This is a genomic window from Afifella sp. YEN Y35 (assembly GCF_047553465.1).
In the GTDB taxonomy this organism is placed as follows: Bacteria; Pseudomonadota; Alphaproteobacteria; order Rhizobiales; family Afifellaceae; genus Afifella; species Afifella aestuarii.
The window spans coordinates 2,393,758-2,407,747 of the sequence record NZ_CP180203.1; the positions used below are offsets into that span (position 1 = coordinate 2,393,758).

Consider the following 13,990-nt stretch of genomic DNA (forward strand, 5'->3'; position numbering starts at 1 on the left):
GTGGTGCGAGGGGGATGATGGCCCCCTCGCTGATTACATGACGAGACCCTTCGTCAGCTCCAGCGCCTGGCGCTCGAAGAGGCGGCGATAGATGCCACCCGCGCGGCCGATGAGGGCGGCATGGTCGCCCTCCTCCACGATCCGCCCGCGGTCGAAGACGAGGATGCGGTCAAGCGCCCGCACCGTCGACAGACGATGGGCGATGACGAGCGTCGTGCGCCCGACCATCAGATGCTCCATCGCGTCCTGGATCAGCACTTCGCTCTCGGAATCGAGTGCAGAGGTCGCCTCGTCCAGGATCAGGATCGGTGCATCGACCAGGAAGGCGCGCGCCAGCGCCACCCTCTGGCGTTCACCGCCCGACAGCTTGATGCCGCGCTCGCCCACCATGGTGCGGTAGCCCTCCGGCAGCCGCGAGATAAACTCGTCGGCATGGGCGAGCCGCGCCGCCTGCTCGATCTCCGGCTGCGACGCACCGGGGCGGCCATAGGCGATGTTGTCGGCCAGCGAGCGGTGAAAAAGCACCGGCTCCTGCTGCACGATGGCGATCTTCCGGCGCAGCGAGGCCTGCCTCACGGCGGCAATATCCTCGCCGTCGATCAGGATCTGGCCGCCGGTCACGTCGTAGAGCCGCTGGATCAGCTTGACGAAGGTCGTCTTGCCCGAACCGGAATGGCCGACGAGACCGACCCGCTCGCCCGCCGCAATCTTCACCGAGAAATCGCGGTAAAGCGGCGTCGCGTGATTGCCGTAGTGGAAATCGACATGGTCGAAGACGATTTCCCCCGCGGCGATCTTCGCCTCACCCGCGCCCGGCCGGTCCGCAATCGCGATCGGCACACGGTTCAGCGCGACGAGCTCTTCGAGATCGTTGAGGGACCGCTGCAGGTTGCGGATGTGCATGCCGATATCGCGCAGATGCCCCTGCACCACGAAGAACATGGTGAGGACGAAGGCGACATCGCCGGCGCTTGCCGCGCCCCGCTGCCAGAGAACGAGTGCGACACCGAGAATGCCCGCCTGGATGACGACCATCATCAGCCCCTGCGCGCCCGCGCCGACCGTGCCGCGCCGCCAGGTGCGCCTCGTGCGGTGCTGCCATTTCGCCAGGATGCGCGTGAGACCCGCCTCCTCGCGATCCTCGGCCCCGAACGCCTTGACGACGGCATTGCAGCTCACCGCATCCGCGAGCGCGCCGCCAAGCCGCGTGTCCCAGGCATTGGCGAGCGTCGCCGCGGGTGCGACCCAGCCCACCGACAGGGTGACGGTGACGGCGATATAGGCGAGCGCGCCCAGCCCGATGACGAGCCCCATCACCGGCCAGAAGGCGCCCAGAAGCGCGGTTGCGCCGACAAGCACCACAAAGGACGGCAGAAGAGCGACCAGAAGCGTGTCGTTCAACAGATCGAGCGCCCACATGCCGCGCGTGATCTTGCGCACGGTGGAACCGGCGAAGGCGTTGGCGTGCCAGTCGGTCGAAAAGCGCTGAATGCGATGGAAGGCGTCCTCGGCCACCTCTCGGATCATCTTCAAGGTCAGCGTGATGATCTGGAAGAAGACGAGCTGGCGGAGCCCGACCGCGGCAAGTCCGAGGCCGGTCACCGTGAGAAACGCCACGATCGCCGAATGCCTGGCGTCCGGATCGGCCGCGCCTGCGGCGATCGCATCGACGATGCGGCCGGCGAAAAGCGGCGTGAAAACTTCCGCCAAGGTGGCGAGGATCACCATACCGGCAATCAGCGCGACACGCCCCGGCTGCTCGCGCCAGCGCGCAAAGGCAAAGCCCAGAACCGCGGAGAACACATCGCCACGAAGATTGAACTTCACCCGCCCGATGCCGGCCAACCCCACCCGCCCGTTGGCTGCGCGCCACACGGGCCGCGTGCGGCCGGCATGCCGAAGCGGAACGAAATTGCGGAAATGAAGGGCACGAAGCCCGCGCCTCAAAGCGCCTGCGGTGGACATGGAAAGCTCTCAAGAAAATCGGTGAACCGATCGTCCCGCAGCGGCGGGACCGGCACTAACCCCGGGGCTATCAGCCCCTTCAGGCGTCCGTCTGACGGACGCGATCCGTTACGAACGGACCGGGATCATGCTGAGATAGAGAGCGAATCTGGTCATAACGGCGCGGCTTATGCTCCTCTTCCGCCGATTTGACAAGCCGTCGACGGTGTTTCGGACAATTGCGGGCGCGCCGTGTGGCACTGCGGCCACGCACGACGTCCGAGACCCTCGTCCGACGAGCTCTTGTGTTGCGGCTGTCGGCTGACGCAGTGTCTGCGCGGAGTGCACCCCGTTTCCGCGCTCCGTCTCGTCACGCCGACCCTTGAGGAATTGCCCGCATGAGCCGTCCCAACATCCTGATCTTCATGGTCGACCAGCTCAACGGGACGCTGTTTCCGGACGGACCGGCGGGCTTCCTGAAGACGCCGGCACTGAGCAAACTCGCCGAGCGATCGCTGCGTTTTCAGAACTGCTATACGGCGAGCCCGCTGTGCGCGCCGGCGCGCGCCTCCTTCATGAGCGGGCAATTGCCGCGGCGCACCGGCGTCTACGACAACGCAGCCGAATTCGTCTCCTCGATCCCGACCTACGCCCATCATCTGCGCCGGTCCGGCTACCAGACGGCGCTTTCCGGGAAAATGCATTTCGTCGGACCAGACCAGCTGCACGGCTTCGAAGAGCGGCTGACGACCGACGTCTATCCGGCGGATTTCGGCTGGACACCGGATTATCGCAAACCCGGCGAGCGCATCGACTGGTGGTACCACAATCTCGGCTCCGTCACCGGCGCGGGTGTGGCGGAGATCACCAATCAGCTCGAATATGACGACGAGGTCGCCTACCACGCCAACCGCAAGCTCTACGATCTGGCGCGCGGGCATGTCTCAAAGCCGTGGTGCCTCACCGTTTCCTTCACGCATCCGCACGACCCCTATGTGGCACGGCGAAAATACTGGGATCGCTATGCGGATTGCGAGGAGCTTTCCCCGAGGATCGGAGAGATCCCCTTCGGTGCGCAGGATGCGCATTCCAAGCGCCTCCTGGAATCCTGCGACTATCTCAACTTCGACATCAGCCATGAGGACATCCGCCGCTCAAGGCGCGCCTATTTCGCCAATGTCTCCTATCTCGACGACAAGATCGGCGAGATCCTCGACACGCTCGAACGCTGCCGCATGGCGGAAAACACCATCATCCTCTTCCTCTCCGACCATGGCGACATGCTGGGTGAGCGCGGCCTGTGGTTCAAGATGAGCTTCTTCGAAGGCTCGGCGCGGGTCCCCTTGATGGTCGCAGCGCCCGGCCTCGCACCGGGCCTCATCGAGACACCGGTCTCCACACTCGACGTCGTGCCGACGCTCGCCGACCTCGCCGGCATCGATCTGTCGGAAATCATGCCCTGGACGGACGGGCGCAGCCTGTTGCCGCTCGCCGCAAGCGGCGCCCAGCATGGTCCGATCCTCATGGAATATGCGGCCGAGGGATCGATCGCCCCGCTCGTCGCCATCCGCGAGGGCAAATGGAAGTTCGTCTTTTGCGAGGTCGATGCGCCGCTCCTCTTTGATCTCGAAAGCGACCCGGACGAGATGACGAACCTCGCGGAAGACCCGGCCTGCCAGGACGAGATCGACCGCTTCATGGCGCTTGTGCGCGAGAAGTGGAACCTCAAGGCGTTTGACGCCGAGGTGCGCGAGAGCCAGGCTCGGCGCTGGGTGGTCTACGAAGCGCTCCGGAACGGCGCCTATTTCCCGTGGGATTATCAGCCGCTGCAGCGAGCCTCGGAGCGCTATATGCGCAACCATATGGATTTGAACATTCTGGAAGACGCGCAACGCTTTCCGCGCGGAGAGTGAGCCGTCGCTATCCATGCCATCGCGGATTCTCGTCAGTGCCTGCCTTCTGGGCGAAACCGTGCGCTACGACGGCGGCACGCGACCCCTTCACCATCCGGCGCTTGCCAGGTGGCGAGCCGAAGGCCGTGTCGTCGGCATCTGCCCCGAACTCATCGGCGGCTTTTCCGTACCGAGAAGGCCAGCCGAGATCGCAGACGGGCGTAGCGGCGACGACGTTCTTGCCGGGCGCGGCCGGGTCGTCGACACTTCCGGAGCCGACGTCACGGAAGGATTTCTCGCCGGCGCAAGAGCCGCGCTTCAGATCGCGCGCGCGCAAAACTGCTCCTTCGCGCTCCTCATCGACGGCAGCCCGTCCTGTGGCAGCCACCTCATCTACGACGGCAGCTTCGGCGGCCGAAAACATGCCGCCATGGGCGTGACGAGCGCATTGTTGCGGGCAAACGGCATCGAGGTCTTTGCCAATCACGAGATCGACGCACTCGCGGAGCGTCTCGGCTCGTCGTAAGCCCTCGGGACGGCGGCGCGTCTTGCAGCGATGCGTCCATCCGCATCAAGACGCGCCCTCCCTTCAGCAAACATCAAACGCCCAAGTGGAAGGCCGCTGCGGGCGGCGTGCCTGCAGATGTTCGACCGCTTCCGTCGTCTCCACGATACGCGCGCAAGTCTGAGCCGCCTTCTTGAGGCCGGCCTCATGTTCGGATTTGGAGAAGTCTGCGAGCGCATCGGCCACCATGAACGGGCGGATATCGCGCATGAAGGCGTCCATCGCCGTCGAAAGACAGCCGATCGACGTATAGAGGCCGGTGATGATCAGGTTGTCGCGGCCGAGCCGGCGAAGCATGACCTCGAAATCGTTGCCGTAGAAAGCCGAATAGCTGCGCTTCGTCACCGGGATCAGCGACAGGCCATCAAGCTCGAGCGCGGGGTCGAGGGCGGGCGCGTTCGTCATCCGCCCCGCATTCTCCGCAGAGACGCCGTCGGTCGGGCCCCTGCCCCACATGTCCCGCATCAGACCGCGCTCGCAATCGAGCCGGGCAGGCGGCACCTGCGAGACGAAGATCGGCATCGCGCGCGCCGCGCAGAACCTCGCAAGCCGCGAGATCTGATCGGCGAGATCGGTGTGCACCGTCTCATCGAGAGCCTCGCAGTAATGCGGCTGCATATCGTGGATTAGGAGCGCCGATCGCTCGGCACGGATCGTCCAATCGACCTTGTTGATCACATTCACGGGCCTTCCCCTTCGAAGGGCCGCCGTGACAGGGATTGGTGTCGCTTGAAATGACCTTTCCGCCCAGACACGGCGGCATGGTCACACAATGATTGCGCCCTGCCGCTTCCTAACGGAAGCGCCAGTAACCAAAAGTCTGTGGTCGGGCAGAGCAGATCATGACATAGCCTCTGCCATAAGCTCCGCGAAAGTGCAATGCGGTCGATCGCACTTGCTGCACCGAGAGGCAAATCGGACACAGTATCGCCAACACAGCGCGCCGGCCCACAATTTGGCGAGACGTCATTCGGCGACCCATGATTGGCGACAGGGGGGCGCGCATGGCGAGGCGCGAAGGCCGATCAGCCGGTCCTCTCCTCCGGCATGCGCGGCCGCCCGAAGACGGCGCGCGCTCTTATTCGACCTTGGCTCTCACCAGTTGCAGCGGGAGCTGTAGTCGGTGTCCTGCGTGTACGTGGTATCGGGATCTTCATCCGATCCCCAGTCCACCGAAATATTGAAACTGCAGGCGCAGCTCGGCTGGCCACTGCTGCCCCTCACCCAGGAAACGAATTTGTAGCGCCAGGAGGCATCTTCGTCCTTATCCTCCTTGCCCTGGTCGGTGTTGTCCCACCAGCGATAAAGCCCGTCCTTGCGTTCGATGAGAACGGACGCGTTGTCGGACCAGCGATAATTGTCACCGCCGAACTTCGGATTGGTCGCCGTGCCACCGCCGATCGGATAAGCGGGGAAGCGATGGGTCGCGTTGTTGTCGACGTCGAAGGTCACGCCGGTGACGAGTTCGCCCGGACCTCCCGTCGAATCGGTCGGGTTGATCTTCGGATTGTCCTCAGTCCCCCCGTTTCCCGTGATGGTCATCGCCAGAAGCTGACCGGAGGTGCATTCCGAAGCGGTGCCCGTCAGCGTCGCCGTTACGCCGAAGCCCGTCCGCTGCTCGGGCTCGTCGGCGCCCCAATCCTCGCTATTCACCCCGACCGGGCACGCATATTCGTAAGTGGTCCCACAAATGGTCCGGGCGTTGCCGGAGCGTTTGGTGCATTCGTCGAACTCGTCCTGGTCGACGGTGCTGCAGATGATCTGCGTGTTGCCGGTTGTGCGGGCAACGCTCATACCGGTGCAGCCGCAGGCCGCCCAGGCTTCGCTTGCGGCGAAAACCAGGCCGCATGCAAACAATGCTATCGATGCTGTGCGCATAATGGCCTCCCCAATTGTGCACGGGACCAGCCTACGCGAACAGCACGCGATTCACTACCAAAAGTTGCATGTCGCGCGCCTGGATCCGAGACGATTGCGGTAGCCTCTCAAGGCTTCCAAAGGCGCGCGGTGATCGTGGCTCGGAAAACCCGGAAAGAAGGGGCGGCCCGTCCGCCAGATGGCAGACGGGCGAAAGGCGCCGGATCGGCGAACGCCGCTCTCAGGCGTCGCGCCGGAAAGTGGCGACGTCCGGCAGATCATGCGGCCCGCACCGTACTGAGGAAGCGATCCATGACCGCCTTCAGCGTCTCCGATTGCTGTCCGAGCGTCGTCGCGGCACCTTCGACCTTTCCGGCAACGGCCGTCGTGTCGGCGGCCGCCTCGTTGATGCCCTCGATGTTGTCGGCGACGGTCTTCGCGCCCATGGACGCCTGAGAGACACTGCCCGCGATCTCGCGGGTCGCTTCACCCTGCTCGTCGACCGACGTGGCGATGGCCGTCGCGATCTGGTTGATCTGCTCGATGACCTCGGTGATGCCGACGATCGCCGTGGCCGAATCGGAGGTGGAATTCTGGATCTCCGAGATCTGGGCCGCGATCTCCGAAGTGGCCCGAGATGTCTGATCGGCGAGCTGCTTGACCTCCGCCGCCACGACGGCGAAGCCTTTGCCCGCCTCGCCCGCACGCGCCGCTTCGATGGTGGCGTTGAGGGCGAGAAGGTTGGTCTGCTCGGCGATGTCCTTGATGAGGTCGACGACCTGTCCGATGCGGCTTGCGGAAGCCGAGAGGTCGCGCACCTTGCCGGCCGTGCCATTCGCATCACCGACGGCCGCGCCTGCGATCCGGGCCGATTCGTCGACCTGGCGCTTGATCTCGGCAATCGAGGAGGCAAGCTCTTCGGCGGCAGAGGCCACCGTCTGGACATTGGAGGATGCATCGGCCGACGCGCCGGCCGCCGTCTGCGACTGCCGCGCGACCTTTTCCGTCGCCGAACTCATCGTCGCGGAGGCGTCCTGCAACTGCCCGGTCGCAGCAACGACGCCACGAACGACACCGCCCATCGCCTCTTCGAACTCGTCGGCGAGTTTGTGCATGGTGCGGCGGCGTTCGTCTTCCTGCTTGATGCGGTTCTGTTCCTCTTCGGCGGCCTTCTGGCGGACCTCTTCTTCAATGCGCATACGGATCTGGTCGACGGCACGGGAGATGGCGCCAATCTCGTCGCGACGCTCAGCGCCCGCGATTTCCTCCACCGCCTCGCCAGAGGCGAGACGCCGAAGGGCACCCGTGAGCTGCGTGATCGGGCGTGAGATGCCGGATGCGACGACGGCCATGGCAACAAGAGCGGCAAAAACCACGGCAAGGCCGACGAGCACCTGCGACATGAGATCCTCGCGACCACGTTCTGCCAGCGAATTGGCGAGTTTGTCGCCCTCGGCCAGAACGACCTGACGCGGCACGGTGATCACGACAGACCAGACCTGGTCCGTACGCCCAAGCTCCACAGGCGCGAAAACCTTGAGGGTGTCGCTCGCCTCGTCGGTTTTCACCGTTGCCCGCCCGTCCTTCAGGATGTCCATGTCCTCGGCGGCACTGGCGGAAATTGTCTCGTATGAGCCGCCGATGGCTTGCGGATCGTCACTCGCCGCGACGACGAGACCGGCACCGGAGACGATCGTGACAGCACCCTTCCCCGCGTACGTGTCGGCGTTCACCTGCTCAGCCAATTTCTGCAGGAAGGCAAGATCGAAATCGGCACCGGCCACACCCGCGAATTTGCCGTCGACCATGATCGGGACCGACATGGTGGCGAGATAAACCGACCTGCCCTGAACGATGTAGGGAAGCGGGGCGAGGATGCTCTCATCCCCGGTCTTCTGGGGCCCCAGGAACCAACCGCCTTTCATGACGCCGTTCGGATGCAGGGCCTCGCTGTCGTATTCGACCAGCGGCTGAAGCGCGATCTTTCCGTCCGCGTCGCGCGTCCAGTACGGCAGGACGCGACCGGTGGCATCCGATCCCACGTCCTTGCGATCGCCGTACATATCATCCCGGCCATCGAGCGCATTCGGCAGCCAGGCGCTGTACGTGCCGTTGAAGCGCGGATTGTCCTTCAACACGCTCAGAAGAACCGCATTCAGTTGATCGCGACGCTGATAGATCGGGGTTGCGGTCCCGCCACTGCTCGCCATCACCTCGAAAGTACGTGCCATATTGCGGGCAGCATCGAAGGCCATGTCGACTTCGGCGCGGATCGTTCCGGCCTGGGCATTCGCCAGCCGCTGCAGCGACTCCTTGCTCGTCCGGTCGAGGAGTTCGTCCACGTTTTCATTGACGTAGCGCGACGTGTCGCGGGCGGCGTAAATCCCGAAGCCCAGAAGCACGGCCGTCAAAACGATGACGCATGCGGCGGATAACGCGGTGATCCTGAACTTGACGGAGTGGATGTTCACGAAAGGCTCTCCTGCCTGAGGTCTGGGCCATCGGCTAGGAGGAGAGGCTCGCGTGGAGCTTGCATTCGTTCTAATCGACAAACCTTCGACAGAGGCCGGGCAGACAATCAGAGCTGACCGTCGAGGCGTTTCCGGCCCTTCAGACAAAGTGTCGCGGAGGACAAGCACAGCCAGGGGCTCCGGCGAACCGGAAACCGGCTTCACAGGTGCAAGCTTCGATCGGCTCGGGAACACCGCCGCACGGAATGCGGCACGACCCGTGTTCGTCGACGGCCGTCAGTTGAAGGCGATCAGCTCTTCGATCGACGCCGGCGCGCGCGGTGCTGGGGCATCGGGGGCCATGGTCGGCCCGCCAGCAGGTGCAAACAGCGTCGACTGGCTCGGCACCGGCATACGCGGCGCCACGACCGATTGCGCGGACGCCACCATGATCGGCCGCTCAGGCCGCACTTCCGGCAGCGTCGGCCTCTCCTCGCGCACCGGACGCACCGGCTTGTTGAACTTCGCCGCCAGAATGACCTCCGCCTGCGGACGGTTTGGCCGGCCCGGCAGAGCCTTGCGCTTTTCGTAGAAGGAGTTGCCCCCAGCCAGCACGACATAATGCATGTTGGTGTAAGGGAAATTGTAGCCGGCCGTATGGAAGAAGCGGGCCTTGCCGACCCCGGGATGACGAGCGCCGCGAAGGACCTTCTTCGCCATTTTGGCCGCCAGCGGCTTGCCGCTGTCGGTCATGGGCTTCGACAGAACGCCCGGCGCGAACTGCTTCTTCTGGCCGACGACGGCACAGACCGAATTCGGAAAATCCTTCGACTTCACCCGGTTCATCACGACGGTGCCGACGGCCAGCATGCCGTCAGGGCTGGAGCGGTTGGATTCGAAATACATGACGCGCTGCATGCATTCGAAATCGCTCATGCGTCGCGGCGAGTGACCGCAGCCGGCCAGGGCCAGCACGGCGCCGAGGGAAAGGAACGAGGAAATCAGGCGAAGACGACGAGATACAAACATTCGCGACCCGGTGGGCGGCGACGAGCCGCCTCAAGGGTCGCATTGTCCAGAAAGCGGTAAATAAAGCCTTAGGATCTCGATATTTGCCCGGAAATTCGCAGCGTGAAGACAAGAATGCCGCGGGCGCTCCCGCGGCATGGTGTCAGCTCAATACCACACTGCGGTGCCTCACTGCAGCGAGGTGGCGAGACGCACATCGCTCGGATGCGTGAGGGGGACCGTCCGATCGGCCTTGAGGCGCGTTGCGCCGGCTTCGCAGCCCGGCGTGATATTGGGCCAGGTATCGTGGGCGCAGGCCGTATCCAGAGCGCGGGCGACGCGCGTCTTCGGCGACAATTCGGCGACGGAGGCCGCCGCCGTCCGGTCAACGGCCGCCTCGCCCATGGTCGCTTCGCCCATCGTAGAATAAGCGATCGTCATGAAAGCGGCGAGCCCGATGCAGGCTGCCGAAACAAACGCTTTCGAAACGAGCCTATCCTGCGACATGTACCTCTCTCCTCAAATGAACTTGAACCTCGGGGCGCGGCGATCTGTCTGATCGACAGAGGCAGCGCCGCATTCCTCAGCACAAGTCCGGAAAGAGGCAATTGGTTCCTTTTTGTGTTCGCTTTCGGGCGTTTAATCAGGCGATCGAACGTCGGCGCGCGGCTTTCTCCGTATCAACCGGCCAGATGCGCTGGGTCGAGATTTCTTCATAGAGACCCTCCACATCCTCCGGATAGCAAAGTGCCGTACCGGGCGTCAGAGCAGTCGCCGCACCGGATGCGGTTGCCAGACGCAAGGCATCGTCCGGCGTCTTGCCCTGAGAAATGGCGAGCACCATCGCGGCCAGGAAGCTGTCGCCGGCGCCGGATGCGGAGCGCGTCTTCACCTCCGGAGGCCGACAGAAATGCGTCTCTTCGGGCGTCACGAGAAGAGCGCCATGGCGCCCGAGCGTGACGGCGAGCATGCCGACCCCGTCGTGCTGAACATAATCGCGGGCGGCAACTGCCGCCGCCTTCGGGCCATGCAGGTCCTGGCCGACGATGCTGCCGAGTTCGCCGAGGCTCGGCTTGGCGAGGAGGACGTTGTTGCCGGCGAGCGTGCGGCTGAGATGCAGGCCGGACGTGTCGAGCACGAATTTGGCGCCCTTCTTCGTCACCATCTCGGCGATGCGCGGGTAGAAATCCTCGGACACGCCGGGCGCCAGGCTGCCGCTTGCAACGAAGTAGTCGCATTCGGTCTCTTCCACACGCTTGAAGCAGGCGTTCTGCTCCTCTTCCGACAGGGTCGGGCCTTCAGGCACGAAGCGATATTCCTGTCCGGTCGCGGTCTCGAAAACCACATGGGCCATGCGCGTCGCCCCGGCGATGGAGACCACCGACCGCTTGACGCCCTCGCGCTCCAAAAGCTCATCGAGCAGGGCGCCAGTGGCGCCTCCGAGACAGACGATCGCTTCGACGTCACCACCCAAACGATGCACGACGCGCGCCACGTTGACGCCGCCACCGCCTGGATCGATCCGTCCGCGGTGCGTGCGGATCTTGTGCACCGGCCGAACGAGTTCGGCTTCGCTCGTGTCATCGATGGTCGGGTTGACGGTTAGCGTAACGATTGAAGGCATGAATTCCCCAACATGAGAGCGCGCGATTCGGCGAGCCGCCTTATCACGCAACCTTGAAGCAGCTGTGTCGCCGCCATGCAAATTCGGCGCCAAGGAGGAGATTGCAGAACCGGGAGCCCGAAGGAGAATGGCATCCGGCTCGCCTCGCTTTGCGCCGGACGATGCCGCATATTTGCCCACCGGCCAGCCTTGCCATCATCAGCCATCGGGGCGAGAGCAGGCCGACAGGATATCGATCACCCGCCGAATGCAAAGCTTTCTCTCCGTCCTTCTTCCTGACAGCCTCGGCATTCTTGCCGCTCTCCTGCTCATCGCAGCGAGCGTCGTCACCTCGGCTCTGACAGCGGCCCTCGGGCTCGGCGGTGGCATAGCCATGCTTGCTGCCCTCGGGCTTGCTCTGCCGGTGCCTGCACTTATCCCTGTTCACGGCGTTGTCCAGCTCGGCTCCAATGCCGGGCGGGCGTTGTTGCAAAGGCGGCACGCCGAATGGCGCCTGATCTGGCCGTTCCTGGTGGGCAGCGTCATCGGCGCGGCTCTCGGCGCGCGTTTCGTCGTCGCCCTGCCGGAAGCCCTTTTGAAGACCGGGCTCGGGCTTTTCATCCTGGTGATGATCTGGACGAAGCTGCCGGCGATGAAGCTCGGGGCGCAGCGGCTGCTGTTCGGCTTCGTCGGGCTCTTCTCGACGTTCCTCACCATGTTCTTCGGCGCGACGGGCCCCTTCGTCGCCGCCTTCGTCGGTCCGGCTCTTTCAAACCGCATGCAGGTGATCGGCACACATGCCGTGATGATGACCGCCCAGCACCTCTTCAAGGTGGTGGCGTTCGTCGCCGTCGGCTTCGCCTTTGCCGAATGGCTGCCGTTCCTCGTCGCCATGGTGGTGGCGGGCTTCATCGGCACAGCGCTCGGCACGCGCATCCTCAAGGGGCTCAAGGAGGAGAACTTCCGCCTGGGCTTTCGCCTGGTCGTTTCGCTTCTGGCGCTCGATCTTCTGCGCCGCGGCGTCGTGCTCCTCCTCGCCTGAAGGCGGCCTTATTCGGCCGCCTCGGCCTCTGCCTCGCTCGCAGGCGGCGTCCAGCGCAGCACCGGCTTGCGGGCGGCACCGGTCTCGTCGAGCCGGCGGCGCGGTGCGAAGCGCGGCGCGTCGACGAAGCGCGCCGTATCCCCTGCTTTCGCGGACATCACGAGATCGCGCAAAGTCGCCGTGAAGACATCGAGCGACGCGCGGCTTTCCGATTCCGTCGGCTCGATCAGCATCGCGCCTTTGACGACCAGCGGGAAATACATGGTCATCGGATGGAACCCCTCGTCGATCATCGCCTTGGCGAAATCGAGCGTCGTGACCTCCGTCTCCTCCAGGAAGCTCTCGTCGAAGAGAACTTCGTGCATGGAGGGATGATCCGGGAAAGGCAGCGACATCAGGTCCTGCAGGCGGGCACGCACGTAATTGGCGTTCAACACCGCGTCCTCGGCCACCTGCCGCATGCCGTCGGCGCCGTGCGACAGCATCCAGGCGAACGCCCGCACGAACATACCCATCTGGCCGTGGAAGGCGGTCATGCGCCCGAACGGCTTCTCCTCGCAGTCTTCCGCCGTCTCGATGAGACGATAGCCTTCCTCGGTCTTCGCAATCAGCGGCAGCGGCGCGAAGGGCGCAAGCGCCTCCGACAAAACCGTCGGCCCGGCGCCGGGGCCGCCACCCCCATGCGGGGTGGAGAAGGTCTTGTGGAGATTGATATGCATGGCGTCGACGCCGAGATCGCCCGGCCGCACCTTGCCCAAAATCGCATTCAGATTGGCGCCGTCGCAGTAGAAATAGCCCCCCGCCTCATGGATCGCTTCGGCGATCGCCACGATCTGCGGCTCGAACAGCCCGCAGGTGTTGGGGTTGGTCAACATCAAGGCAGCGACATCGCCTTCATGCTTGGCGCAGATCTCGCGCACCATCTCGGCGGCCACGGTGCCGTCCTCGCCGGCCGGCACGGTGACGACCTTGAAGCCGAGGAGCGCGGCCGTCGCCGGATTGGTACCGTGCGCGGAGGCCGGCACCAGGACGGTGCGACGATCCTCGCCGCGGGCGGCAAGCGCTGCCTTCACCGACATCATGCCGCAAAGCTCGCCATGGGCGCCCGCTTTCGGGCTCATGGCGACGGAGGCCATACCGGTCAATGTGCAGAGATAGCGGCCGCATTCGTGGATGAGCTCGAGCGCTCCCTGCACGGTGCCGACCGGCTGCAGCGGATGAAGGTCGGCAAAGCCCGGCAGCCGCGCCATCTGCTCGTTGAGGCGCGGATTGTGCTTCATCGTGCACGAGCCGAGGGGATAGATCCCCATGTCAATGGCGTAATTCTTCTGCGACAGGCGGACGTAGTGGCGCATCGCTTCCGGCTCCGAGAGGGCCGGCAGATCGAGCGCCGCCTGCCGCTCCTGGCCACCGAGACGCGGCGTGAAGGCCGCGGGCTCTTCGATATCAACGCCTGAGACGCCGTCGCGGCCGAGCTCGAACAACAGCGGCTCGGAAATATCGAGCGCCTTGTTGCCGGAAAAGGTCGGCCGCTTCGGCTTCAGAGTGGCGAGGCTCGGGGCAAGATGTTCGTCATTCACCATGAAGGTGTCTCCAAAATCGCGCGCGGCGATGAAAAACAACGGCGGA

Annotated in this window: 11 protein-coding genes; 3 read left to right on the forward strand and 8 right to left on the reverse strand. The window is 64.4% G+C overall.

Annotation, left to right across the window (positions count from 1 at the left end; genetic code table 11):
* Window positions 1-33: 33 nt before the first annotated feature.
* Entirely contained in the window at window positions 34-1,836 is a 1,803-nt protein-coding gene (locus ACK8CP_RS11400; protein WP_414834248.1) for an ABC transporter ATP-binding protein, read from the reverse strand.
* A gap of 506 nt (window positions 1,837-2,342) precedes the next feature.
* On the opposite strand from ACK8CP_RS11400, the gene betC reads away from it, so the two are divergent.
* Window positions 2,343-3,857 carry a choline-sulfatase gene (betC, locus tag ACK8CP_RS11405; RefSeq protein ID WP_414831858.1) on the forward strand — a complete coding sequence of 505 codons (1,515 nt, stop codon included), beginning with the start codon at window positions 2,343-2,345 and terminating at the stop codon, window positions 3,855-3,857.
* A 13-nt stretch (window positions 3,858-3,870) separates the two neighbouring features.
* Window positions 3,871-4,362, forward strand: a complete 492-nt coding sequence (locus ACK8CP_RS11410) for a DUF523 domain-containing protein (RefSeq protein WP_414831859.1) — start codon at window positions 3,871-3,873, stop codon at window positions 4,360-4,362.
* A gap of 63 nt (window positions 4,363-4,425) precedes the next feature.
* Here ACK8CP_RS11410 and ACK8CP_RS11415 read toward each other — a convergent pair whose 3' ends face one another.
* The 6 genes from ACK8CP_RS11415 to ACK8CP_RS11440 all read right to left on the reverse strand — a co-directional run bounded on the left by ACK8CP_RS11415 (window position 4,426) and on the right by ACK8CP_RS11440 (window position 11,340).
* A complete protein-coding gene (locus ACK8CP_RS11415; RefSeq protein WP_414831860.1) occupies window positions 4,426-5,085 on the reverse strand; it encodes an isochorismatase family protein in 660 nt (219 codons plus the stop codon).
* Between the two features lie 411 nt (window positions 5,086-5,496).
* A complete protein-coding gene (locus ACK8CP_RS11420; RefSeq protein ID WP_414831861.1) occupies window positions 5,497-6,279 on the reverse strand; it encodes a hypothetical protein in 783 nt (260 codons plus the stop codon).
* Between the two features lie 257 nt (window positions 6,280-6,536).
* A complete protein-coding gene (locus ACK8CP_RS11425; protein ID WP_414831862.1) occupies window positions 6,537-8,729 on the reverse strand; it encodes a methyl-accepting chemotaxis protein in 2,193 nt (730 codons plus the stop codon).
* A 276-nt stretch (window positions 8,730-9,005) separates the two neighbouring features.
* Window positions 9,006-9,644, reverse strand: a complete 639-nt coding sequence (locus ACK8CP_RS11430) for a cell wall hydrolase (protein ID WP_234629435.1) — start codon at window positions 9,642-9,644, stop codon at window positions 9,006-9,008.
* Window positions 9,645-9,905: 261 nt separating this feature from the next.
* Complete coding sequence (locus tag ACK8CP_RS11435) at window positions 9,906-10,223, reverse strand: hypothetical protein (protein ID WP_414831863.1); 318 nt, start codon at window positions 10,221-10,223, stop codon at window positions 9,906-9,908.
* A 136-nt stretch (window positions 10,224-10,359) separates the two neighbouring features.
* The gene (locus tag ACK8CP_RS11440) at window positions 10,360-11,340 is read right to left on the reverse strand and encodes a 1-phosphofructokinase family hexose kinase (RefSeq protein ID WP_234629437.1); all 981 of its coding nucleotides are present in this window, start codon (window positions 11,338-11,340) and stop codon (window positions 10,360-10,362) included.
* 247 nt (window positions 11,341-11,587) lie between these two features.
* Between ACK8CP_RS11440 and ACK8CP_RS11445 the strand changes: the two genes are divergently transcribed.
* A complete protein-coding gene (locus ACK8CP_RS11445; RefSeq protein WP_414831864.1) occupies window positions 11,588-12,361 on the forward strand; it encodes a sulfite exporter TauE/SafE family protein in 774 nt (257 codons plus the stop codon).
* Between the two features lie 8 nt (window positions 12,362-12,369).
* On the opposite strand, the gene gcvPB is transcribed toward ACK8CP_RS11445, so the two are convergent.
* Complete coding sequence (gene gcvPB, locus ACK8CP_RS11450) at window positions 12,370-13,944, reverse strand: aminomethyl-transferring glycine dehydrogenase subunit GcvPB (protein WP_414831865.1); 1,575 nt, start codon at window positions 13,942-13,944, stop codon at window positions 12,370-12,372.
* Window positions 13,945-13,990 lie beyond the last annotated feature (46 nt).